Origin of the sequence: Eggerthella sp. 1_3_56FAA, assembly GCF_000185625.1 — a bacterium.
Classification (GTDB): domain Bacteria; phylum Actinomycetota; class Coriobacteriia; order Coriobacteriales; family Eggerthellaceae; genus Eggerthella; species Eggerthella lenta.
In genome coordinates, this window is the sequence record NZ_GL622579.1 from 40,501 (window position 1) to 63,598 (window position 23,098).

Annotated in this window: 20 protein-coding genes; 13 read left to right on the forward strand and 7 right to left on the reverse strand. The window is 59.2% G+C overall.

Translation table 11 applies throughout. The features are described 5' to 3' along the window. Positions 1-331 (forward strand): ATP-binding protein (locus tag HMPREF1023_RS00150; RefSeq protein ID WP_035578220.1); only part of this gene is annotated, 331 nt, incomplete at its 5' end. On the opposite strand, the gene dltD is transcribed toward HMPREF1023_RS00150, so the two are convergent. The 5 genes from dltD to HMPREF1023_RS15825 all read right to left on the reverse strand — a co-directional run bounded on the left by dltD (position 328) and on the right by HMPREF1023_RS15825 (position 4,986). Beyond that, complete coding sequence (gene dltD / locus HMPREF1023_RS00155; RefSeq protein WP_009304090.1) at positions 328-1,683, reverse strand: D-alanyl-lipoteichoic acid biosynthesis protein DltD; 1,356 nt, start codon at positions 1,681-1,683, stop codon at positions 328-330. The two genes, HMPREF1023_RS00150 and dltD, sit on opposite strands and share 4 nt — an antisense overlap. Positions 1,684-1,974: 291 nt before the next feature. After that, positions 1,975-2,214, reverse strand: coding sequence for a D-alanine--poly(phosphoribitol) ligase subunit DltC (dltC, locus tag HMPREF1023_RS00160; protein ID WP_009304091.1), 240 nt, complete (start codon positions 2,212-2,214; stop codon positions 1,975-1,977). After that, a complete protein-coding gene (gene dltB / locus HMPREF1023_RS00165; RefSeq protein ID WP_009304092.1) occupies positions 2,214-3,395 on the reverse strand; it encodes a D-alanyl-lipoteichoic acid biosynthesis protein DltB in 1,182 nt (393 codons plus the stop codon). The genes dltC and dltB overlap by 1 nt, the downstream gene beginning before the upstream one ends. A gap of 14 nt (positions 3,396-3,409) precedes the next feature. Continuing rightward, entirely contained in the window at positions 3,410-4,519 is a 1,110-nt protein-coding gene (locus HMPREF1023_RS00170) for an AMP-binding protein (RefSeq protein WP_009304093.1), read from the reverse strand. Between the two features lie 71 nt (positions 4,520-4,590). Beyond that, a complete protein-coding gene (locus tag HMPREF1023_RS15825; RefSeq protein WP_232228671.1) occupies positions 4,591-4,986 on the reverse strand; it encodes an AMP-binding protein in 396 nt (131 codons plus the stop codon). 416 nt (positions 4,987-5,402) lie between these two features. On the opposite strand from HMPREF1023_RS15825, the gene HMPREF1023_RS00175 reads away from it, so the two are divergent. The 3 genes from HMPREF1023_RS00175 to HMPREF1023_RS00185 are packed head-to-tail and all read left to right on the forward strand — an operon-like array spanning position 5,403 to position 8,597. Continuing rightward, entirely contained in the window at positions 5,403-6,530 is a 1,128-nt protein-coding gene (locus HMPREF1023_RS00175) for an LCP family protein (protein ID WP_009608222.1), read from the forward strand. 26 nt (positions 6,531-6,556) lie between these two features. Then, positions 6,557-7,579 carry a glycosyltransferase gene (locus HMPREF1023_RS00180; protein ID WP_009608232.1) on the forward strand — a complete coding sequence of 341 codons (1,023 nt, stop codon included), beginning with the start codon at positions 6,557-6,559 and terminating at the stop codon, positions 7,577-7,579. 22 nt (positions 7,580-7,601) lie between these two features. Further along, a complete protein-coding gene (locus tag HMPREF1023_RS00185; protein WP_009304096.1) occupies positions 7,602-8,597 on the forward strand; it encodes an LCP family protein in 996 nt (331 codons plus the stop codon). Positions 8,598-8,641: 44 nt separating this feature from the next. On the opposite strand, the gene HMPREF1023_RS00190 is transcribed toward HMPREF1023_RS00185, so the two are convergent. Continuing rightward, the gene (locus HMPREF1023_RS00190; RefSeq protein ID WP_009304097.1) at positions 8,642-9,754 is read right to left on the reverse strand and encodes a glycosyltransferase; all 1,113 of its coding nucleotides are present in this window, start codon (positions 9,752-9,754) and stop codon (positions 8,642-8,644) included. Between the two features lie 17 nt (positions 9,755-9,771). Next, positions 9,772-12,108, reverse strand: coding sequence for an MBL fold metallo-hydrolase (locus HMPREF1023_RS15345; RefSeq protein ID WP_232228689.1), 2,337 nt, complete (start codon positions 12,106-12,108; stop codon positions 9,772-9,774). Positions 12,109-12,332: 224 nt separating this feature from the next. Here HMPREF1023_RS15345 and HMPREF1023_RS00200 point away from each other — a divergent pair, with 224 nt between their 5' ends. The 9 genes from HMPREF1023_RS00200 to HMPREF1023_RS00240 form a co-directional block, all read left to right on the forward strand. Further along, entirely contained in the window at positions 12,333-13,127 is a 795-nt protein-coding gene (locus tag HMPREF1023_RS00200) for a phosphorylcholine transferase LicD (RefSeq protein ID WP_009304099.1), read from the forward strand. Next, positions 13,124-14,416 (forward strand): lipopolysaccharide biosynthesis protein, encoded by a 1,293-nt coding sequence (locus tag HMPREF1023_RS00205; protein WP_009304100.1) that lies wholly within the window; start codon positions 13,124-13,126, stop codon positions 14,414-14,416. Before HMPREF1023_RS00200 ends, HMPREF1023_RS00205 begins: the two co-directional genes overlap by 4 nt. After that, complete coding sequence (locus HMPREF1023_RS00210; RefSeq protein ID WP_009304101.1) at positions 14,413-15,531, forward strand: glycosyltransferase; 1,119 nt, start codon at positions 14,413-14,415, stop codon at positions 15,529-15,531. The genes HMPREF1023_RS00205 and HMPREF1023_RS00210 overlap by 4 nt, the downstream gene beginning before the upstream one ends. 24 nt (positions 15,532-15,555) lie before the next feature. After that, on the forward strand, positions 15,556-16,392 hold the full coding sequence (locus HMPREF1023_RS00215; protein WP_009304102.1) for a phosphorylcholine transferase LicD: 837 nt from the start codon (positions 15,556-15,558) through the stop codon (positions 16,390-16,392). 122 nt (positions 16,393-16,514) lie between these two features. Continuing rightward, entirely contained in the window at positions 16,515-17,510 is a 996-nt protein-coding gene (locus HMPREF1023_RS00220) for an extracellular solute-binding protein (protein WP_009304103.1), read from the forward strand. After that, positions 17,510-18,304 carry an ABC transporter ATP-binding protein gene (locus HMPREF1023_RS00225; RefSeq protein WP_009304104.1) on the forward strand — a complete coding sequence of 265 codons (795 nt, stop codon included), beginning with the start codon at positions 17,510-17,512 and terminating at the stop codon, positions 18,302-18,304. Before HMPREF1023_RS00220 ends, HMPREF1023_RS00225 begins: the two co-directional genes overlap by 1 nt. Before the next feature lie 6 nt (positions 18,305-18,310). Beyond that, the gene (locus HMPREF1023_RS00230; RefSeq protein WP_009304105.1) at positions 18,311-19,912 is read left to right on the forward strand and encodes an ABC transporter permease subunit; all 1,602 of its coding nucleotides are present in this window, start codon (positions 18,311-18,313) and stop codon (positions 19,910-19,912) included. Positions 19,913-19,948: 36 nt separating this feature from the next. Continuing rightward, a complete protein-coding gene (locus HMPREF1023_RS00235; protein ID WP_009304106.1) occupies positions 19,949-20,845 on the forward strand; it encodes a sugar phosphate nucleotidyltransferase in 897 nt (298 codons plus the stop codon). 174 nt (positions 20,846-21,019) lie between these two features. Further along, positions 21,020-23,098 (forward strand): N-acetylmuramoyl-L-alanine amidase (locus HMPREF1023_RS00240; RefSeq protein ID WP_009304107.1); only part of this gene is annotated, 2,079 nt, incomplete at its 3' end.

Sequence of the window (23,098 nt, forward strand, 5' to 3'; positions counted from 1 at the left end):
CCGGTTGCCCGAAATGCTCGACGAGCTGAACGTGAGCAAGAACGAGGATTGGCTCAAGGCGAAGAAGCGCTACACGAAATGCGACTTGCTGATACTGGACGATTGGCTTTTGGAAAAGCTCGAGGGGAAGGCGGCGCGCGAGCTTTTAGAGATAGTCGAGGCGCGCTTGCGCAGCGGGTCCTTATTGATTTGCTCGCAGTTCTCGCCAGCAGGCTGGCATTCAAAGCTCGGGGAAGGAGCAATCGCAGATGCCGTCATCGACCGCATAGTCTATCGGTCGGACGTCATCCATATTGAAGGCGACGAGTCAATGCGCAAGCGCATCGGCTAAGAGCATAACCGGCCGTATTGGCCAAGAGGGGCGCTTGCGCGCCCCTCGCAATCAGAGCAACCCGCATTGCTACGTGGCAGTCTGCCATGGAACGCTGTAGCAGTGGAGCGTGGAACGGTGTAGCAAAAACGGCGCAATAAGCACGCATAGAAGTTATAGATTTGCTCGTTTATCAAGGACCATCCATAATTGCTAGGATGAGTGTTGTCCCGAAGGAAATACGTGCTCGCGCTGTAATCGGAAAAATCTGCCAGTTTTACTTTGTTCGCATCGCATAGGTTTCGCATCGTATCGTAATACATATTGCGATATTTGATCGTGTAGGCACTCTGGTCATAGAGAAGGTCGTTCGACGGTATTAATATGACAAGTGGTTCGATGCCGCTCTCTTTGCAGACTTTTATGAAGAGCTCGAAATCTTCAATCTCGCTTTCATTGAGAACTTTGTTATCGTCGACCTTCCATTTCTTCGCACTTTTGAGCCAATCTTCATAAGCGTTATCGTAGACCCATTTATCAAGAAACAAATCGTTGTTGGATGCTCGGGACTTTGCGTACTCAAGTGCGTCTTGCTGGATGGCTGTCCAGTCGGGTTCTTCTGGGCTGCCGAATCGTGATGTAGGTATTGCTTGACTAAGTGTTTTTTCCGAGTTGGAAACGATTAGTTTGCCATCATTTTTCGGGGCGTTTAATATCGCGCACCGGAGACGCACTGAGCTGGCAGCATCGGCGGCAAAGGTGTCGATGGTTTCGAGAGTCATTGACATTTTTTGAGGTAAAGGGGTGGTGATGGTGGGATATTTGAATTCATAGGAGTCAAGTTTTTCGGATACTGCAATCTTGGTATCTTCGGATATATCTTCGTTTTTAAGGAATTCATCGTATGCTCCCTTGGAGAAAGTCTCGTTGAGCACATCGTTGGAGTACTTTGTGCCCTCCATGAACCATTGCATCGAGGGTATTATTACTACTTTGTTGTTTGTTATTTCCCTCTTGTCGAATGCGCCAACTGCAATAGCATCCCATAAGCTACAAATGTGGGCATAGCCTTCTGCCATGATGTCCATACCGTAATTATGGTCGGTCCAGAATGAAGCAGTATACGATTTGCTAAGATAGGTGTTCAATTCCGAAGATGCAAGTACTAGTACGGGGTTGTCCCCTTGCTCGATGCGTGCGTCGTAATTTGCTCGTTGCAGGTTGAAGTCTCGAAGTTGCTCCAGGGAGCTACATACGATGAACGGCTTATTGCTCGCCAGATTTTCATATGAGCCTATCGTGACCAGGAATCCCCCAAGGATTCCAGCAATTAGAGCGAAGCCACTGAAAAGTCCAATAAAGCGCTTAATCATATTGACCTCTTAGAATCCTTCATATACGGGTTCAGCGGGCGTGCCGTAAGATGAGACAAGGAAAAACCACGCTAGTATGCTGAGGCAGGCGAGTACAACGAACGTCCACATAATGGCCGATACCCAGGAGTCGCCGAAGAACGCATCCCTGACTTTTTCAGCGTACAGATAAGCTTTTGCTTTGCGCGCATAATAAAACCGGGTCAACTTGCTTTCCGATGCAGACTTGATGGTCCTCTTCCGTATGCTATTGTCTTGGTTGGAGGTGGTGGGACGGGTTACTGCCATCGTCTACAGCCTGATCTCAATCTGATGAATAATCTTGTTGACACTGTTCATCTCCTCGCGTTCGACAGCTGTAGGAGCGATCTCGATGCCGAAGGTGCTTTCGATTCCGACTAGCAGCTCGATAGCTCCCATGGAGTCAAGCAATCCTGCTTCGAACAAATCGATATCGCGTTCCTCTCGAATGATGTCGTCGGCGCAGATCTCTTCAAGCATGTCGAGCGTACTCTCTTCAACGTTGTGCATCACAAAAGTCCTTTCACTATAAGGGTGGCCTGTCCGCTAAATAGACTGAATCCAAGCATAATTAGATTTATCGTGATCATCCAAGATACAGCCTTGAACCAGATCTCGTTTTTGTAACGTTTGTAAAAGCTCGACTTCTTCTGGAACACGTCCGTTATCGCTAAGAGGGCCCCATGGTATACGCCGTAGAGCAGGAAATCGATTGTTAGACCGTGCCATGCGCCCATAAGGGTCATATCTATCAGGTAACCGAAACATGCGCTGGTCAGTCGATCCTTTATCAGTTTATGTTTGCTGACCGAGCGAACAAAGCGCATGAACACGAAATCGCGCAGCCAAAACGACAGTGTCATATTCCAACGATTCCAGAAATCCTTTATATCGAGTGATGCGAAGGGCGCTCTGAAATTCCGCGGGGTTTTGATGCCGAAGCAGTAGCTGGCCCCCATGGCCATCATAGAGTAGCCGGCGAAATTGAAGAAGAGAAAGAAACCGTAAGCCCAGGCGTCCTTGCCCGCTGCCGCAATGTTGAATAGGAGGGTCTTCGATTCTCTGAAAGTGTGGAAGTCGAAGAATTGGCTGCAGACTGTGGCGATGACCATCTGGTATACGGCACCTATGAGCAAAAGAAGGATGCCCCTGCTAAGAAGATCGGCGTATTCCGATTTGCTGTAACGCTTGTTGGCGTCTTCCATGAATCGACGGGATCGATCTATAGGGCCTGAAGTTAAAACAGGGAAGAAGGAGATGAAATATAAAAAATCCGAGAAAGCCATCTTGGTGATGAGCCCATCCCGTATCTCAATGATGACTTGCACGGCTTTAAACGTTACATAAGAAATGCCAATGAAGCCCAGCAGGCTGCTGTCAAGCAAGCCGCTGATCTTGTAAACGACCAAAGGAGCGATGGTTGCTGCTAGACACATGCGGTACAGGGCGAGAGACTTCTTTCCTTTCGTCCAGCTGCGTTGGGTGAGAAAAGCGGCGCTGGTCGCGATAAGGAGAAAGACGCCGAACATGGCTAATTGCTTGACATCGTCTGAGAACAATAAAGCGACGAACACAATTGTTGCCGCCATGCCATACGGTCGAATTCGCCGACCTGTAAAACCTAACACGGCTGCAGGGATGATGCTGATGGCGAGCAGGACGAAAAAAGATGGAGAAGTGTAGAAACTCATGATTCAAAGTGTCCTTATGCTTTGTTTTGAGATGCAAGCAACTTACGGTCAAGCTTGCCGTTAGGCGTAACGGGTAACGCGTCGATGAATACGATTTTCTTCGGAATCATGTAGTGTGGCAGACTTGATTTCAGGGCATCTTTCAAGGCGAGGCCTTCTTGGAAATCGGATTGATCGCGATGTGCGCCGCTTACCACATAAGCTACCAGATGGGCGAGCTTTTCGTTGCGATACGCGGGCACCACGCATGCTGCGGCTACTTGTTCAAGCGCGCAGAGCCGTTCCTCAATCTCACCAAGTTCGATGCGATAGCCATTGAGCTTGACTTGTAAATCGAGTCTCCCACGGAAATGCAGCTGACCTAAGGGATCCAGCATCCCCTCATCGCCTGTGCGATAGTAGCGTACCGAATCCCGTTGGGCGGGTAACCACGATCCGTCTGATTCGCCGAAAGACTGCGCCGTAAGATCGCTTCGTCCGAAATAGCCTTTGGCTACCGTGTCTCCTTCGATGACGATCTCGCCCCATTCGCCCGGGAGAAGATCGTTACCGTCGCTGTTTGCTATGTGAATGCGGGTTCCCGTGCGGGGTTTGCCGACAGTGAGCGGCTCGGGGGATTCAATCATTTCTTTGGAGACTTCGACAGATGTAACCGCTACGGTTGATTCCGTCGGCCCATACGTATTCATGATGCGAAGGCCTTGGAATCGGTCTAAGAGTTTTCCCGCTGTCTGGTTTGTCAATGTCTCGCCGCAAAACACCATGGTGGCAAGATTCGGCATGAGTTCTCTACGAAAGTCCTTATTTGCTAGACACATGTCCGCAAACGATGGGGTGGATACCCAGATATCAGGATGCACTTTATTCAAAAAGGAAAGCATATCTGCAGGATGGTCTAGCGTTTCCTTTTCGAGGCACAGGAGAGTACCTCCGCTGGCAAGCGCCATGGTGAGCTCGTACACCGACAGATCGAATGAAAACGGCGCTTGGTTAAGGAATCCCATGCCAGGCTTGTCGATTTGAGAGAATTCGAGCGCCCAAGGGTAGAAGTTGTCGACGCATGAAGCAGTAACTTGTACGCCTTTTGGAGAACCGGTTGAGCCGGAGGTGAAGATAACGTACATGAGGTCTTCGTCCGATATGGCAGTTTTTTCGTCGTTGTAAGGGATTCCTTGATTAGCAATATCTCGAAGAGCTAGGGGGGGGTGAGCATGACATCAAGGCTTCCTTCTGCGCTCTCTGGAAGGGGCAGCGAGGCTAAAACCGCAACATTTCCGGCCTTTTCTCTGATCTGTCCTGCTATAGATGCCACTCTCTCTTTCGGCACAGAGTAGGCATCAATGGGAACATAAGCGTGACCCGAGCGCATACATCCCAGGAAGCTGGCGAGCATGAGTGGAGATTTATGGCCGTAGACTATGACAGGATCATTGTTCACGGGAAGAGTTTCGTGAAGATAGGCGGCGATTGAACTCGAATACGACCATAGCTGACCGAAGGTTACCGATTTACCAGGGTTGGTCGAACCTATAAGTGCTGGCGTGTCGGGCCGTTCCTGGCAATGATAACGAACCCTGTCGAGGAGCTGCATGTTCTGATGCCTTTCGTGGATGTGCTGGCTAGGAATTGCCGAAGCTATTATACAGTAGAATACTAAGGGTGGCATATTCGGAAGCGGTCGATTTCGGTTCGACCGCAGAGAGGGCAAACTCGGGACCGATGATTCTCCGTTTAATTGTTTTGGCAGTGGTAAGGCGTTTATTGTATGTCATTGGATAATCTGTACGGTTTTCGGAGTCCTTTTTCCCTCGTGGTATCATGAACAGTCGTTTGCATGCGTACGAGGAAGGCAGGGTTTTGGCGGAGCGGGACTATTCGAGAAACTCTCCTCGGTATTCGACGTCTTCAAGGCGTCCCTCGCGCAGCGCCGCCCATCCGGGGAGCGCCTCGGGGCATCGCGGGCGGCAGGTTTCCGTTCCCCGGGGTGCATCGGCTCGCCCACAGGTCATGCCCCAGCAGCAAGGGCGCCCGCCCGTCGGCGCAGGGGCGCGCACGCCTGCTGCGCGTCCGACGGCGCAGCAGCTGTACCCCGAATACCTCAGGAAGCGCAAGCGTTCCAACCTTCTCAAACGCGCGGGCGCGTGCGTGCTCGCGGTGCTGCTGGCGGCCGTCTGCGCGACGGGAGGCTACGCGCTGTGGTATTCCTCGGCGCTTGACGGCGCGCTTTCCCTGGGTACCGAGACCGACGCTTCTGTCGAGGCCGTGCTGACGCCGGCTGAGCCGGGCAAGCCTTTCTACATGCTGTTGCTGGGGTCGGACTCGCGCGAAGGGTCGGGCACGTCCAGCCGCGCGGATGAGTCGGGGGACAGCCAGCGTTCGGACGTGATGATCCTCGCCCGTGTGGATGCCTCCAATCGCGAGGTCACCCTGGTCAGCATCCCGCGCGACACCCGCTACACGTTGGAAGACGGCAGCGTGGTGAAAATCAACGAAGCCTACAACCTGGGCGGGGCCGCCGCCTCTATCAAGGCGGTGTCCACGGTGACGGGCACGCCGATCAATCATTACGCCGAGGTGCATTTCTCCGAGTTCCAAGAACTGGTGGACAAAGTGGGCGGCATCACCGTGGACGTGCCGGTGGAGATATCCTACAAAGACGCGTTGACTGGCGAGGCGGTGTCCCTGCAGCCAGGCGTCCAGACGCTGAACGGACAGCAAGCGCAGATATTCGCCCGTGCGCGCCACGAATACGGCGACAACCAGGAGGCGAAGCGCCAAAGCAACATCCGCCAGATACTCACGGCCATCGTGGAGAAAGTGCTGCAGAAGCCCGCCATGGAGCTGCCGGGTGCCATCCTCGACCTCGCCCAAAGTGTCGGAACCGACATGAACACGCCCGATATCGTATCGCTGGCTCTTTCGTTTTCGGGGGACCCGGGCGGGATGACCTTGTACAGTTGCACCGGCCCCAGCAATGGGGACTTCGACGAGGCGCAGAACGGCCTCTGGCTGTGCTACGAGAACCCCGAAGGCTGGGCGACCCTCATGGCGGCAGTCGATGCGGGCGAGGATCCCGGCGAGCTGGACGTCGAATCGACCGCGATCATCCCTGCATCTTCGGACGCGTCGGTCTGATAGGCATCAAGGAAGGGCGAGAGGCCATGCCGGCTGTATCCGTGATCATACCCATGTACAACGTGCGTCCCTATATCGAGGACTGCCTGCTGTCGTTGAAGCGGCAGACGTTCGGCGATTTCGAGGCGCTGTGCGTCGACGACGGTTCGACCGACGGCACGCTGGAAGCCGCTCGGAAGGCGGGCGACGACGACGCTCGCTTCTCATTTCTTTCTCAGGCGAACGCGGGGCAGTCTGCCGCGCGCAACGCGGGCATCGCCCGCGCGACGGGGAAGTACATCGTCTTCCTGGATTCCGACGATTACTACGAGGACCGCGCGCTGCAGACGCTGTTCGAGCGGGCCGAGCGCGACGAGCTGGACGACTTGTTCTTCTCGGCGCGGACAGTGTACGAAGATGCCGAGGCGCGGGCGCGCTACCGCGACGATTACGACGATCGCGAGGGCATCGACGGCGTCATGACGGGCCGCCAGCTCATGGCGCGCTTCGCCGAACTCGATTCGTTCTGCGTGTCGCCCGCGCTGCAGTTCGTTCGCAGGGGTTTCTTGGAAGAATCAGGAATTCGGTTCTACGAGGGCATCGTGCACGAGGACAACCTGTTCACCTGCCTGATGCTGGCGGCCGCGCCCCGCGCGGCCTTTCTGAACGAGCCTTTGTACGTAAGGCGAGTGCGCGCCGGATCCACTATGACCGAGGCTCGCGAGATGCGCCACGTTTACGGCCACTTCAAGGCTGCCTACGAGCTTGAGGCATGGCTGCGCGCGCATGCGGGGGAGTGTTCGGAAGAGTTCGTCCGAGCCCTGGTTCGTCATGTGGCGTTCTGCTACGACCGGGCGGCGTTCGACGCGCTTTCGTTCGACGAAGCGCGTCTGGACGCGTGCGCGGCGGGCCTTGTGCCCGAGGAAGGGGCATCCTTCCGGCTGCACGTAATGGAGCATGCGCGCGAAACCGAGGGAATTCGCAAAGAGTACCTGGAATCGACGACCTACCGAGTCGGTCGTGCTATCATGGCTCTGCCTTGTCGGCTCAAAGAGCGTTTCGGCCGCTAGGCGCACTACCTAAGCGAAAGGAATGGTTCTGGTGAAGTTGAAGAAAATCGTTCGCTGCGGCGCGATGGCGGCTCTGCTTGCGCTGTCGATGGTCGTCGTGGCCGGATGTCAGCAGCAGCACGCTGTGGAGGATCCCGACACGAAGCTGATGCAGGATGCCGTGGACAGCGGCAAGGAGCCCGTCAACAGCATCGACACCCCCTTCTATGTGCTCATCGTCGGAAACGACGCGCGTACGGGTACCACGGAGGCATCCAGCGAGATGTACGCGGACGGCAAGGGACGCTCCGACACCATGATGCTGGTTCGCATCGATCCGAAGACGTACCAGGTCTCCCTCGTTACCATTCCCCGCGATACGGAAACGACGATCGACGGGGGAGTGGCGAAGATCAACGAGGCGTATCATGTCGGCGGTATCGATATGGCGATCGATCAGGTTGAAAGCCTGACCGGCGTTCACGTCCAGTATTATCTCGACATGGGCTTCGTCGACTTCGAGAACTTCGTCAACGCGCTTGGAGGAGTCACGGCGAACGTGCCCATAGACATGCATTTGAAGGACATCGTGAACGGCGGCACCATTGAGCTAAACGCCGGAGCGCAGGAGCTCGACGGCCCCGAGGCCCTTGTTCTCGCCCGTGTGCGCAAGCTGTACGCTGTCGACATCGAGGCGTGCCGCCAGATCCAGGACCGCCAGCTGGTCGAGGCGGGCATCAAGCAGGTTGCGGCCGACCCGGCGAACGCTGCGGCGCACCTTGACGCGCTTCTTGGCAATGCCGAAACGAATTGGCCGAAGGACGAGCTGGCGGCTATGGTGGCGGACTTCGCCGCGAACGCCGACAGGATCGCTTTCCAGTCGGGTACCGGCCCTTACGTTGGCGACTTTATGGAGGAGCATGACGGCCTCTGGATGGTTCCTCGCGACGAGGGAACGTGGAGGAAGGTTATCGAAGTGGTCGAATCCGGCGGCGATCCGACGACGGTCGTAGCCTTGCCCGAAGTAGAAGCGGCGTAAGCCATTTAGTATGCAAGAAGACCCCGAATGCTCGGGGTCTTCCTTTATTTCCCGCCTTCGCGGCTGCTTTTTCTCGTCACGTATTTCTTGAAGGTGCGAAGAGTGAACCAAGGACCTACGTTGCGTAGGTTGTACAGCCCCTGCTTGACGAGCCCCCAGGCGTAGGGCGCGCTGCGGACGTACGGTTCGGGCATGCTGCGCAGTTCGGCAAACATGCGCTTGCATCCTGGAGGTATCTCGGCGTCAGACAGAACAAGATCGGTATCCATTCGCTCGAACATGCGCGTGGCTGCCGCCCGCACCTCGTCGTTCGTCAGGTCGACTTCTTCCAGGACGCCACCTAGGTAGGTGAAGCCGCGGCTGTTGTGGGCGCGCAGCACGGCTTCGTCGCGGATGCCTATGCGTTCGAGCGCATCCATCATGTCGTTCCATCGGTCAAAAGGCAGTAGCGTGTTGTTCAGCGCGAAGGACTTCGATTTCTCGGGCGTTTCCTCGCGGTAGCAGTAGTACGGTTCGTCGAGATAGACGATGCGCTCGGCTTGGCAGAGCGTCTCTATCAGAAACGGGTTGTCGGCCCATCCCGCTCCCGGATACTCGCGGAAGCGGATACCGTGCTTTTCAAGGAATCCTTTGCGGTAGATGGCCGACCATATGGACGGATGGTGCGTGAGCAGATGCGCCGCGTCGCGGATGATGAACGGCTGGCAAGGCGGCTTGATGCGACGGCGGTAGCTGCAGTTCAGCTTGCGTTGCTCGGGGGTGTCGGGCATCCAGATGCGCCAGTACGGGGTTTTCACGATGTCTGCGGGATCGTTGAAGGTTGCCTCGAAAGCGAGCATGTCGGCATACATGCCGGGTTCGATCCAGTCGTCGGGCTCGACGATGGAGATCCATGCGCCTCGCGCCTCTTCCAGTCCGCGATTGCAGGTGGCTCCGTAGCCTTGGTTCTGCTTGTCGATGACGCGGATGCGCTCGTCGCGAGCGGCGTATGCCTGCATGATGGCGAGAGAGCCGTCCGTGCTGCCGTCGTTCAGGCAGATGACCTCCAGCTCGCGGTGCGTTTGCGCGAGAATGCTGTCGAGGCATTGCGCAAGGTACGGCTCCGCGTTGAAGACCGGGACGATTATAGAGACGAGCTGATTATCTACGTTGCGCATGAAGGGCCTTTCTTTTCCTATTCATCCACGAAATCAGCGCACGCGCCGGAATCGTCGAATATGTAGCGGGTGCCGTCGATTACCGCGGTGCCGGTCGCCATGGCTCCAGAGGAGGGGTCAAGATAGTACCATGACCCTCCGTTCTCGAGCCAGCCCGTTGCCATCATGCCTGATTCGGGATCCATCCAGTACCAAGCTCCTCCCGTGAGCAACCAGCCGGTTTGCATGGCTCCCGATCCGCTCAGGTAATACCAAGCGGTTCCTTGTTTCAGCCAGCGGCTCGACTGCATGGCGCCGGAGCCTTCGAAGTAGTACCACTTGCCGTCCGAGGCCTTCTCCCAGCCCGTGGCCATCGCGCCGGAGTCGGGGTCCAGCCAGTACCAGGAGCCGCCCTTGCTCAGCCAGCCCGTCTGCATCGCCCCGGAGCCGGACAGGTAGTACCAGGAGGAGCCCTGCTTCATCCAGCCGCCGGAGCGCATGGCGCCGGAGCCTTCGAAGTAGTACCACTTGCCGTCCGATGCCTTCGCCCAGCCGGTGGCCATCCTCCCGCTCTCGGGGTCCAGCCAGTACCAGGAGCCGCCCTTGCTCAGCCAGCCCGTCTGCATCGCCCCGGAGCCGGAGAGGTAGTACCAGGAGGAGCCCTGCTTCATCCAGCCGCCGGAGCGCATGGCGCCGGAGCCTTCGAAGTAGTACCACTTGCCGTCGGCCGCCTTCGCCCAGCCCGTGGCCATGGCGCCGGATTCCGGGTCCAGCCAGTACCAAGTGCCGCCGAGCTTGAGCCAGCCCGTCTGCATCGCCCCGGAGCCGGACAGGTAGTACCAGGCTCCGCCCACCTTCGCCCAACCCGTCTGCATGGCCCCCGATCCGTCGAAGTAGTACCACTTGCCGTCGGCCGCCTTCGCCCAGCCCGTGGCCATGGCGCCGGAGTCGGTGAGCCAGTACCACGTGCCTCCCTGCTTGATCCAGGAGTTTTGGGTGGCGGCTGCGCTGTTCGCGAACCAGTACCATGATCCGCCCAGCTTCTTCCACCCCTGATAGGCCTGTTTGAGCCCTTGGTAGTACAAGACGAGTCGGGGGTCGTGATTGAACGCGTGGTACGTGGCGGCGTCCTTCATGACGTTCAGATGCAGGCCATCTCTCGCGAACGTGGCCACGACGGCCCCGTATCCGTTCGCCGACGCTTCCGGCGCGGTGAAGTAGCGGACGCCGAGCCGGTCAAGGGTCTTGGTCGCGTATTCGGGAAGATTGCTGCTGTTGCCCGTCTGCACGGCGTACGTGGGGGAGAGTGCTGTCAGGTAGGACGGCGTGTTCGATCCGCTCAGGCCGTGATGAGCCAGCTTGAGCAGATCGACGTGGCCTATCATGCCCGAAAGCCGATCCTCGTCTCCATCGTAGTTGTTAATGTCTCCTGCGAGGAAGGCGGTGGAGCCGCCCGCCTTCACCTTGACGCCCCAGGAGAAGTAGTTCGCGTCGGGCACGGGGTTGAACTTGTAGTCGTCTCCGTAGTTGACGATCTCGATGTTCATGTCTCCTAGGGTGAAGAAGGGGCTTCCCGTGGTCGAGGGGTCGGGGGCGTGCTCGTGGATCAGGTTGGGATCGACCGACCGGGTGACCGCGATGCCCTCTTCTGGCAGTAATTCGGAGTTGTACGGATCGTCCTGGTCGGTGGGGTCCACGCCGAAGCGCTCCATCACGCCTTCGGCGTCCAGCACGTCGGCTTGCGGAGCGTCGCCGACAGCAGTCAAGTCGCTTTGAGCTTCGACGGGGTTCGGCGCGGGTTCCACGGGCGCGTTCGGATCCAGGTTCTGGATCAGGATGGCGCCCGTCTCTTTCGCCGCAGCGATAGCTCTGTCGTACACGTACTGGTTGTCCCAGAGGCGAGCTTCGTCCGATATGAATGAATCCTGATATTCAGCCAGGTACACGCGCTGGGGGCGGAACTCGCGGATGATCTCGTCGGCGGAGCCTATGTGGTCGCTGTGGGGATGCGTGCCGAGGTAGAACTCGAGGTTGCCCGAATTCACCCCGAGGTTTTTCAGGTATGCGACGACAGCATCCTCGACGCCGCTCCCTTTTACGATTCCGGGGCGGAGCGGGTAGCGTGGATCCGATCCGTCGGGGTAATCGCTGTCCTCGCCTGAATCCACGATGCCGAAGCGGCCGTTGCTCTCCAGGACGATGGCGTCCGTGCCGGCGAAGGGGAGGATATGGATGTACGTGCCGGCGCTCGCCGCTTCGGTCTGGCTCTGATCAGCGTACGCAGTCGGTGGGCTTGCAAGCGCCGGAGCCGCGCAGGCGACTGCGAGAACGATTGCGAGCATGGTTCGGAAGGCGCAGGGGCGCGGCAAGCGCATGGGATTCACGGAAGCCTCCTTGACGATGGCGCGCTGGGCGTGCGGGTTCGTTGCTTTCGACGGGTCGCTTGGATATTCTCCTCATTATACGATTTGGTCCTGGTTCTTCGGTAATCAACGCTAAAATAGGGCTTTGCAATTGAGGAACTCAACGGGATTGGGCGGATGCGGCCGATTACCGGGCACATTTTGATGACGTGAAGAAATCCGAGGTAGGACTTGCCATGGAGCGCCTGACGATAGACGACATGAAGGAAATCCAGCTTGAGCTGATGGACGAGCTGGACAGGGTTTGTCGTGAGCAGGGCATAACGTATTTTTTGGCGTACGGCAGCCTTTTAGGTGCGGTTCGCCACGGCGGGTTCATTCCGTGGGACGACGACATGGACGTCGTGATGCTGCGCGCCGACTACGAGCGTCTGATTGCAGGGTTCGACGAATGGAAGTCGAGCGATCGCTTCTCCTTGGCGTGGTATCGGGACGGAAAGTCCATCTACTCCTTCGTCAAGCTGGTCGACACCACCACGCGCGTGCTGGAGAATTTCGTCGACAAGAAAACGTCCACGGGCGTGTGGGTCGATATATTTCCGCTCGAAGATTTGAAGCCCGGCGACCGACGTCCTTATCGAAAGAATGCCCTCTTATCGCTGGTGCGCGGCTTCATCGTCGCCGATCCGTCGGTGGGGTCGAGCGCCTTCGTGAAGCTCGTCAAGCGCATCGTGTGTCCGTTCGCGCGCAGGCTCGATGCGTTGAAGTACGCTCGCGCCATCGACGAGAACGCTCGCGATGCCAACCGGGGGGAAAGGTCGGACGTGGTGGCCGACATCGTCGGCACGGAGAACAAAATCGTCGAGTTTCCCAGAAGCCTGTTCGACCCCGTCGAGATGCCCTTCGAAGATCGGGTGTTCCTGGCTCCGGCGGGCTATGAACGATTCCTGGAGCTACAGTACGGAGATTGGCGGGCGATTCCGGGCGACGATGATCGGGAGATCCATACGTTCGAGGCGTATCGTCTATGAAGCCGACATCTTCCAAGATGCGAGACGTGCCGCCCCTGTCCACCAAGCAGAACATGCTGTGGAACTCTGCGGGGTCGATGACGTACTTGGCCTGCCAATGGCTGGTCACGGTTCTCGTTGTGAGGTTGTCCGCGGGCTACGACGATGCCGGCCTGCTCTCTTTGGCCATGTCGGTTGTTGGCATCTTCGGCACGTTTGCGAACTACAAGATGGGGACGTATCAGATTTCTGATATCAGGCGCGAGAACGACCTCGCCGAATACCTGGGCTTCCGTTGTTTGACGCTGGGCTTGGCTTTCGTTGCGTGCATGGTGTACGCCTATCTAACATGCGCCCCGTACGCGCTGGCCACCATCGCGCTTTTCTTCGTGTTCAAGGCCGTAGGCTTGCTGATTGACATCCTGCACGGTGCCGACCAGCAGCATCGCCGTATGGACTATATAGGAAAGTCGTTCATCGCCCAAGGCTTGAGCACGCTCGCCGCGTTCGTAGCGGTTTTTTGGTTCACGCGGAACCTGAACCTCGCTATCGTGGGGATGACCGCTTCGGCGCTCGGAGTCCTTGTGCTGTTCGACATACCGAAAGCTGGCCAGTTCGAGCGCGTCTGCTTGCGGCTATCTCGCAGCAAGGCGCTCTTCTTTCTCAAGGTGTCGTTTCCCGCCGTGCTGGCCTCTTTGGCCGCTAGCGCGATTTTCGCCATCCCGAAGCAGTATCTGGCCATGACCTCGGGGGATGCGGCTCTCGGCATCTACGCGTCGGTGGCCGCGCCTGCGCTCGTCATCCAGATGGGAGCGATGTATTTGTACGGCCCTCTCCTCGACGTCTTCCCGCGCCACTTCTTCGACGGGGATCTTTCGGGTTTCCTCAAGCTGCTGGGGAAAACGATCGGCGGTATCGTCTTGGTGGGGATCGCCTGTTCCATTGTCTTGGAGCTCGTCGGATCGTGGGCTTTGCAGCTTTTGTTCGGTTCCAGCATCGAGCCGTACGTCTATCTTCTGCAGCCCATCATCCTATCCACGATACTGACGGCTTTTCTCTGGTTTTTCGGGGATTTGTTGATCACGTTGCGCAACTTCAAAGCCAATTTCATCGGCAACATCGTCGCGCTTGCCTCGGTGCTGGCGGTCACGTTCCCGTTCGTGAACCTGTGGGATATGAACGGGGTGAGCTTTGCCGGAGCCGTTGCCTGCCTGGCGGGCGTGCTGACCCTTCTGGGATTCCTCATAGCCACGGTGCGGCGCGGGCCTGCTCGCGCGCACGGGGGCAATGGAGAAAGGACGGACGGATGATACGTGTTCTGCATGTCATTGGCGCTATGGATCGAGGGGGCGCCGAGACGATGATAATGAACCTGTACCGCGCCATCGATCGAACGAAGGTGCAGTTCGATTTCCTGGTTCACGAACAGCGCGTGTGCGACTACGACGAAGAGATCAAGGATTTGGGAGGCGAGGTGTTTCGCGGGCTGCCTCGCTTCAAGGTGGTGAACTATTCTACGTATCGCGACGAGTGCCGCGACTTCTTCTCTCGTCATTCCGAGCATCCCGTCGTGCATGGGCATATCGGAAGCTGTGCCCCGGTGTACCTCAGGGAGGCGAAGCGGCAGGGCCGGGTGACGATCGCGCATAGCCATTCCCAGAAGTTCCCTCTTTCCGTTACGGAGCTGGGATTCAGGGCGTTGGCGTATCCCGTCCGACGCGTGGCCGACAACTTCATCGCCTGCTCCATGGAGGCGGGGGTTGATCGGTTCGGAAAGGCCGTCGTCGAGGGCGAGCGGTTCCATCTGTTGAAAAACGCCATCGACGTCGATTCGTACGCCGGCGACCCTTCCGCTTGCGAGCGTGCCAAACGATCTCTTGGATTCGCCGGCGTTCCGTTGATTGGACATGTGGGCAGATTCGATCCGGTGAAGAACCACCTGTTCCTCGTCGAGACGTTCTCCGAAGTGAAAAGGCGCATTCCCGATGCCAAGCTGCTGCTGGTGGGTCGAGGTCCTTTCGAGGGCGGTGTTCGCCAAGCGGTCGAGGATGCCGGCCTTGAAGGCGATGTGGTGTTCTTCGGAGTCACCGATCGCGTGCCCGACGTGCTGAAGGCCCTCGATGCGTTCGTGTTCCCCTCGTTTTCGGAGGGCCTGCCTATGTCCGTGATGGAGGCTCAGGCCGCCGGCGTGCCGTGCGTGTTGTCCACGGGGGTTCCCGAGTTGGCGGTTGCGGTTCCTTTTGCGGTCGAGCGGCTGCCTTTGGAGGCCGGAGCGGGGGCGTGGGCTGATGCGGTTGAGCGCGCTCTGTCGAAGCGCTTCGACCGGGCGGAAGCTGCCGCGGCCGTGCGCCTGTCGGGTTTCGATATCCGCGACACGGCCGCATGGCTCGAATCGTACTATCTGGATCTGGCTGAAACCCAATAAAAAGCAAGGGAAGGTGCGAAAGCGGTGCAATACGAACAGGACGTGCTGAGGAAGCTGCAGCTTGCGGAATTGAGCATCCTCCGCGACATCGATTCGGTATGCCGATCGGAGGGCATACCGTACTTCCTGGAGTGCGGCACGCTTTTGGGCGCCGTTCGGCACGGAGGGTTCATTCCGTGGGACGACGATATCGATGTAGGGATGCTTCGACCTGATTACGAACGCTTCTTGAAGGTGGCTCCGAAAGCGCTTGGAGAAAGGTATGCGGTGTGCGAGCCTCGGGCGAATTCCCGTTGTGCTGGCATGTTCGCGAAAGTTTGGAAGCGTGGCACGAAGTTCTTCACGGCGGAAACCATGGAGGCGGGAATCGATCAGGGCATCTTCGTGGACGTGTTCCCCTACGACATCCTCCATGCCGACGAGAGCGTTGCTACTCGGCAGATTCGGCGATGTCGAGCATGGCAAAGCGCGTCTTACCTGCTGCACGCTCGGCATGTGACCGTGCCCCATTGCGGCATCCTTGGTGCGCTCGAAAGAGGTGCTTGCTCGGTTGCCCACGTGGGTGCAAAGGCGTTTTTGAACCACGAGCGTGTCGTGAGGTCGTTCGAGGCTTGGGCGCTTCGAGGTTCGGAGCGTCCCGGCAGTGATTACATGAGCATGGCGTACGTTACTGATTCGGCGTTTCCTGCGGACGAGCTTTCGCCTGGTCGTGAGATGCTGTTCGAAGGGTTCTCGTTTCCCGTTCCCGCTCGAGCGGAGTCTTATCTTGAGAGGGTATACGGCTCGAGTTGGAGGGAATTGCCCCCGATTGAGGCTCGTCGCAACCATGCTCCAATTGAGCTCGACTTCGGAAGCGATTAGGCGCTGCGGATCGGAAGCTCCCGATAAGCTTATGTTCAAAAAGTACACCTACTTTACAGTATTGAACAAATCTACTATGCTTCGTTTTGCTATTCGATAAAGTCGACGAGGAAGCGGAGCGTATGGTCGCGGCAATTTCACGAAGAAGGTTCTGCTGGATTGCCGCGGGCGCGCTAGCCGTCTTGGCGCTGCCCGGCTGCAGCTCGGCGAACGACGGCACCGTCGTCATCTACTCGTGTGCCGAAGGCGTGCGCAACGAGTCGCTGATCACGGCGATGCATGCGCGTTTCCCAGAGTACGACATCCGCCTGCACTACATTCCCACGGGCAACTGCGCCGCGAAGCTGAGGATGGAGGGTTCGCAATCGGAGGCCGACATCGTGCTTGACCTCGAAGGCGGTTACATCAAGCAGGTGTCGGAGTGGCTCGACCAGCTTCCCGCGCAGGATGCGAAGCGCTACTGCGCCGACCTGGTGGATCCCGACCATCGCTACTTCCCCTTCGCGCGTGAGAGCGCATGCATCGCCGTGAATGAGACGACGCTTTCCGCGCACGGCCTCGAGGCCCCGCAAAGCTACGAGGATCTGACCGATCCTCAGTACAAAGGGCTGGTTACGATGCCGAATCCAAAATCGTCGGGCACGGGCTATAACTTCGTCAAAAGTCTGGTGAACGCTTGGGGCGAGGACGAGGCGTTCGACTACTTCGACCGTCTGGCCGACAACGTGTACCAGTTCACCTCATCGGGATCGGGCCCGGTGAACGCGCTCGTTCAGGGCGAGGCCGCCATCGGCCTGGGCATGACGTTTCAGGCCGTGTCCGAGATCAACCAGGGCGTGCCGCTGAAGGTGCTGTTCTTCGAGGAGGGCGCGCCGTGGGCCGTATACGGCATGGGCATCGTCGAAGGCAAAGGCTCGCGCGCCGCCGTGCGCGAGGTGTTCGACTGGCTTTCCACCGAGGGCGTCAAGATCGACAACGAGACCTACGTGCCCGATCAGGTGCTCGCGGACTTCAAGGCCGAGATCCCGAACTACCCGACCGATATCGATTACGCCGACATGACGGGCATCACCGACCCCGACGAGAAGAAGAGGCTGCTGGGAAGATGGAAGTACTGATGACGAACGAATCGAAGGCGCCGGCCGCCGGCGGCGCGCCGAAGAAGCTGTCCGCGCGCGGCCTCGTGAAGCGCTTCGACGGTAAGGAAGTGCTGCACGCGCTGGACTTCGACGTGTTGGACGGCGAGTTCCTCTCCATCCTTGGCCCGTCGGGGTGCGGTAAGACCACCACGCTGCGCATCCTCATCGGCCTCTTGATGCCCGACGAGGGTACGCTCACGCTCGGCGGGCGCGACATCACCACGGCGCCTCCTGACGACCGCGGCATGGGCATCGTCTTCCAGAACTACGCGCTGTTCGAGAACATGACCGTGCGTGGAAACGTGGAGTATGCGCTGAAGTTCAAGCCCGAGCTGAAGGCGCGTCGTCGTGAGATCGCGCAGGGCGTGCTGGAGCAGCTGGGGCTTGCAGAGCACCTCGACAAGAGCGTGCGCCAGCTTTCGGGCGGCCAGCAGCAGCGCGTGTCCATCGCACGCACGCTGGCGCTGAACCCCGAGGTCATCCTGTTCGACGAGCCCATGAGCGCGCTCGACGTGGAGACGCGCCTGTCGCTGCGCCTCGAGCTCAAGCGCATCCAGCGCGAGTTCGGCACCACGATGGTGTACATCACCCACGACCAGGAGGAGGCGTTCGCGCTGTCCGACCGCGTGATGGTGATGGGCGAGGGCAGCATCCACCAGCTGGCCGCGCCCGACGAGATCATCGCCAACCCGGCCGACGACTACGTCGCCGACTTCGTGGTGAAGAACCTGCGGATCAAGATGGATTCGCTCGCCCGCTTCATGGATCGGTAGGCGGCCGTGAGACGGGCAGGGAAACTCAACCTCACGCGCATCGTGCTGGCGGCCTTCTTCCTGGTCGCGGCGGTGCTGCCGCTCATTGGCATGTTCTCGCGGCTTGCGAGCCCCGAGGCGCGCGCCGTGTTCGGCACCGAGCAGTTCGCCACGGCGTGCCTCAACTCCATCGGCGTCGCGTTGACCTCGACGGCCATCTCGCTCGCGTTCGCGCTGGCGATGTCGTGGGTGCTCTGCCGTACTAACGTGCGGGCGAAGGGCGTCATCGCCGTGGTCATGACGCTGCCCATGCTCATCCCGTCGCTCGCGCTCGGCATGGGCCTGGTGTTCCTGCTGGGCTCGAACGGCGTCATCACGAACGCGCTGGGGCTGGACTTCTCGCTGTACGGGTTCTGGGGCATCGTGATGGGTTCGGTGCTGTACTCGTTCCCGTCGGCCTTCCTGCTGCTGTACGATGTGCTGAAGTACGAGGACGCCTCGCCGTACGAGGCTGCCGACGTGCTGGGCGTGCCGAAGCGCAGCCAGTTCTTGCGCATCACGATGCCGTATCTGCGCAAGCCGCTCATCTCGGCGGTGTTCGCCACGTTCACGCTTGTGGTGACCGACTACGGCGTGCCCCTCATGGTGGGCGGCAAAACCACCACGCTTCCGGTGCTCATGTACCAGGAGGTCATCGGCCTGCTGAACTACGACACGGGCGTGGCTATCGGCTTCGTGCTGTTGATCCCGGCCATCGTGGCTTTTCTCATCGATGTGCTCAACGCGGACAAGGGGAAAAGCTCGTTCGTGTCGAAGCGCTTCTCCATCGCCCGAAGCGCCGTGCGCGACGTGCTGGGTTACGCGCTGGCCGCCATCGTGTCGGTCGCTATTATCTTGCCTCTGGGTTCGTTCGTGCTCGTGTCGTTCGTAAAGAAGTACCCCGTCGACATGGCCGTGACGTTCGACAACGTCGGCCGGGCGCTCAACATGAACGCGGGCGATTACTGGTTCAACTCCATCGTCATCGCCTGTCTCGTGGCGCTCGTCGGCACGACGTTGGCGTACTTCGCAGCGTATATAACCGCGCGCATGGGGGGCCGCTTCGCGAAGCTGCTGCATCTCGTGTGCATCACGACGCTGGCCATCCCGGGCCTCGTGCTGGGCCTGTCCTACGTGCTGTTCTTCAAGGGCTCCGTCCTGTACGGCACGTTGGCCATCCTCGTCCTGGTGAACCTCGTGCACTTCTTCGCCTCGCCGTACCTGATGGCGTACAACTCGCTGGGCAAGGCGAACGAGAACCTGGAGGCGGTCGGATCGACTATGGGCATCGGGCGCGCGAGCATCCTCAAAGACGTGCTGATCCCCCAGACGATGGATACGATCATCGAGATGGCGGGCTACTTCTTCGTGAACTGCATGGTCACCATCTCGGCGGTGGCGTTCCTCGCTACGACGCTCGACATGCCGCTTGCGCTGCTCATCACCGATCTGGACGCGCAGCGTCTGACGGAGTGCGCCGCGTTCGTGTCGCTGATCATCCTCCTTACGAACATTGCCTCGAAGCTCGTGCTCGCAGGCATCAAAAAAGCTATTCATCGCGCGGAAGCGCCCGAGGCCTTCGCGGCCTGACGCGTCCGTCGCTCGAACGAGAGGGATACTGCTGCCATGGAACGTTCTCTTGGTGTGAAGGATTTCAAGATACTGACCGCGCTCGAGGAGCGCGTCGACGAGGCGCTCACGCAGCGCGAGATCGCCACGGCGGCCGATTTGTCGGTGGGCACGGTGAACCGTGCGATGGCCGACCTGCACGAGCGCGGCTTCGTGCGCGAGGGCATGCTGTCGGCGGCCGGCTTGGAGGCGCTCGAGCCCTACCGTGTGAAGCGTGCGGTGCTGATCGCCGCCGGGTTCGGCTCCCGTCTGGTGCCCATCACGCTGAACACCCCGAAGCCGCTCATCCGAGTGCAGGGGCGGCGCATCATCGACTCGCTGCTCGACGCCGTGTACGCGGCGGGCATCGAGGAGGTGTACGTGGTGCGCGGCTATCTGGCCGAGCAGTTCGACCAGCTGCTGTACAAGTACCCCGGTCTCAAGTTCATCGAGAACCCCTTCTACAACGAGGCGAACAATATCTCGTCGGCCGTGGCGGCGAAGGATCTGCTGCAGAACGCTTACGTGTTCGAGTCCGACCTGCTGCTGTACAACCCGAAGCTGATCACGAAGTACCAGTACTCGTCGAACTATCTCGGCGTGCCCGTGCAGGTGACTGACGACTGGTGCTTCCAAACGCGCCGCGGTGTGATCACGGGACTGTCGGTAGGCGGGACGGACTGCCATCATATGTTCGGCATCTCCTATTGGACCGAAGAGGACGGCAGGAAGCTGGCCGACGACGTGCCGGCGACGTTCGCCATGCCCGGCGGCAAGGAGCGCTATTGGGACGAGGTAGCGCTGCGATACTTCGCCCGCAACTACGAGGTGGTCGTGCGTGAGTGCACGTTCGACGACGTGATCGAGATCGACACGTACCGCGAGTTGCAAGAGCTTGACAAAGCGTACGTGTGACACGGAAGGTCCGATACCGTTCGCTCACGCGTTCAGCTGCTTCGGCGCGTCCGACATACGCCATCTGTCGAGAGGTCTTCGGGAGGGGCTCGTTTACTGATATACTCATCAGCGGTAATATTTGCGACAACGCATCGTAGTAGCAACTGACAGTTCGAAGTACGGAGGTGCTCCATGCACCAGGTTTCATCCCGATTGTCCAAGCTGGCCTTGTCGGTTATGCTGGCTTTCGCGCTCGTTCCCACGGCTTCCGTGGCCGCGATGGCCGATCCCCAGATCTCCGATCCGGCATCCGACCCGGTCATCCAGTCGCCTTCCATCGATCAGGGTGTGTCGGAAGAGGCTCCCGCTTCTACCGAATCGTGGCAAGGGGAGGGCTCGGAGCCCGCTGAGGCGGACGAAACCGCCCAACCCGATAGCGAGGCCGAAGCCTCGGCGGCGGCTCTCGGTCCCGACCGGCAACCGGTGGGCTTCGTGTACTTCGACGAAAGCTCCCCCAGCGCGGGCGGTTCCCAGCTCGTCGTGGTTGCGCTGGACGACGAGTCGATCGAGCTGACGTCCGCAGAACTGACGCTGACGGCTCCTTCGGGCGCGTCGGTCAAAGCGACCGCTTCCGAGTACGCGGGCAATGCGGCGCTCTTCTCCGTAGACGTTCCGGAGGCCGGGGAGTACCGTCTCGAACGGATGGAGGGCGCGTCTGCCGCCGACAGCCGCACGCTGCTGGTGGATCTGTCCTCCTGTGAGGGCGAGCCCTACGCGTTCATGGTGGCCGAGCCGCAAGCCGAAGCGTTTTCCCTGTCCGATGAGTCGACCGGCGGCGTGTCCGTGTACGCACTGACCGACGACGGCCAGCTTGAGGAGGCATCGTCCTTCGAGGAGGCTGCGCAGCTGTCCGCCGAAGCGGCTTCTGCCGTCGCAGGTCGTTCGGCCGCCTCGGGCGCGCGCAGCCCCTCCGGCAAGTTCGTGGTTGCCTTGGATCCCGGCCACGGAGGTAGCGAGCCCGGGGCTTCGGCCAACGGTTTGGTTGAGAGGGAGCTCACATGGAAGATCGCGTTGTACTGCAAGGAGGCGCTGGAGTCCTATGCGAACGTCGAAGTGGTGCTGACGCGTGGAAGCGACGAAAAGGTGAGCCTTGTTGAGCGCGTGAACCGCGCGGTTGACGCAGGAGCCAACGTGTTCGTCAGCTTGCATCTTAACTCCGGACCTGCTTCGGGCAACGGTGCCGAAGTGTGGTATCCGAACGACAGCTCGTATCGTCACGAGCTTCACGAGGAGGGCGCGCAGCTCTCCAGCAAGATCCTGGAGAAGCTGACTGCACTCGGCTTGACCGACCGCGGCATAAAAGTGCGCGATTCGGAGCGCGTGGATGGCGAAGGCCCGTTCTACTATCCCGATGGCAGCATCCAGGACTACTACACGGTCATCGAGGCAAGTCGCGAAGCCGGCATCGTGGGCATCATCGTCGAGCATGCGTTCCTGTCTAATAAGAGCGACAGCGACAAGCTGAAAAGCGAGGCGTTCCTGAAGGAGCTGGGCTACGCTGATGCCGAGGGCATAGCCGAGACGTACAAGCTCTCTTCTGGGTGGGAAATCGACAACGGCCGCTGGAAGCTGAAGCTGGCCGACGGTACGTATGCTACGAGCAGCTGGCAGCAGGTCAAGGGTAAGAAGTACTGGTTCGGGGCGGATTCGTACGCCGTCACCGGATGGCAGACCATTGATGAAAAGCGCTACTATTTCGACAGCTCGTGTGCCTTGCGGACAGACGGGTGGTTGAAAGACGACGGGTCCTGGTATTGGCTTTCGTCTTCCGGCGTCATGCAGACGGGGTGGTTGAAGCTGGGTGGAACGTGGTACTGGCTCGATCCGCAGACTGGCAAGATGGCAACGGGCTGGACGACGGCTTCGGACGGACATCGCTACTACTTCGACGGATCGGGGGCCATGCAGACGGGTTGGGCGAAGGTAGGCGGAACCTGGTACTACCTGTCCGGCTCCGGGGCGATGCAGACCGGCTGGCTGAGCAAGGGCGGCTCCTGGTACTGGCTCGACCCGGAATCCGGCGCCATGGCCACGGGCTGGGAGAAGGCCTCGGACGGCAAGTGGTACTACTTCGAAGGCTCCGGCGCCATGCGCTCCGGCGGCTGGATGAAGCAGGGATCTTCCTGGTACTACCTGTCCGGCTCCGGCGCGATGCAGACCGGCTGGCTGAGCAAGGGCGGCTCCTGGTACTGGCTCGACCCCGAGAGCGGG

Excerpts from the sequence above, each read along its gene's own strand:
- HMPREF1023_RS00175 (WP_009608222.1), top strand. The coding sequence starts at position 5,403 with ATGCCCCAGCAGCAAGGGCGCCCGCCCGTCGGCGCAGGGGCGCGCACG.
- HMPREF1023_RS00235 (WP_009304106.1), top strand. The coding sequence starts at position 19,949 with ATGGAACGTTCTCTTGGTGTGAAGGATTTCAAGATACTGACCGCGCTC.
- HMPREF1023_RS00170 (WP_009304093.1), bottom strand. The coding sequence starts at position 4,519 with ATGTACGTTATCTTCACCTCCGGCTCAACCGGTTCTCCAAAAGGCGTA.
- HMPREF1023_RS00185 (WP_009304096.1), top strand. The coding sequence starts at position 7,602 with ATGGTTCTGGTGAAGTTGAAGAAAATCGTTCGCTGCGGCGCGATGGCG.
- HMPREF1023_RS00190 (WP_009304097.1), bottom strand. The coding sequence starts at position 9,754 with ATGCGCAACGTAGATAATCAGCTCGTCTCTATAATCGTCCCGGTCTTC.
- HMPREF1023_RS00225 (WP_009304104.1), top strand. The coding sequence starts at position 17,510 with ATGACGAACGAATCGAAGGCGCCGGCCGCCGGCGGCGCGCCGAAGAAG.
- HMPREF1023_RS15825 (WP_232228671.1), bottom strand. The coding sequence starts at position 4,986 with ATGCAGCTCCTCGACAGGGTTCGTTATCATTGCCAGGAACGGCCCGAC.
- dltC (WP_009304091.1), bottom strand. The coding sequence starts at position 2,214 with ATGCACAACGTTGAAGAGAGTACGCTCGACATGCTTGAAGAGATCTGC.
- HMPREF1023_RS00180 (WP_009608232.1), top strand. The coding sequence starts at position 6,557 with ATGCCGGCTGTATCCGTGATCATACCCATGTACAACGTGCGTCCCTAT.
- HMPREF1023_RS00200 (WP_009304099.1), top strand. The coding sequence starts at position 12,333 with ATGGAGCGCCTGACGATAGACGACATGAAGGAAATCCAGCTTGAGCTG.
- HMPREF1023_RS00220 (WP_009304103.1), top strand. The coding sequence starts at position 16,515 with ATGGTCGCGGCAATTTCACGAAGAAGGTTCTGCTGGATTGCCGCGGGC.
- dltD (WP_009304090.1), bottom strand. The coding sequence starts at position 1,683 with ATGATTAAGCGCTTTATTGGACTTTTCAGTGGCTTCGCTCTAATTGCT.
- HMPREF1023_RS00210 (WP_009304101.1), top strand. The coding sequence starts at position 14,413 with ATGATACGTGTTCTGCATGTCATTGGCGCTATGGATCGAGGGGGCGCC.
- HMPREF1023_RS15345 (WP_232228689.1), bottom strand. The coding sequence starts at position 12,108 with ATGCGCTTGCCGCGCCCCTGCGCCTTCCGAACCATGCTCGCAATCGTT.
- dltB (WP_009304092.1), bottom strand. The coding sequence starts at position 3,395 with ATGAGTTTCTACACTTCTCCATCTTTTTTCGTCCTGCTCGCCATCAGC.
- HMPREF1023_RS00205 (WP_009304100.1), top strand. The coding sequence starts at position 13,124 with ATGAAGCCGACATCTTCCAAGATGCGAGACGTGCCGCCCCTGTCCACC.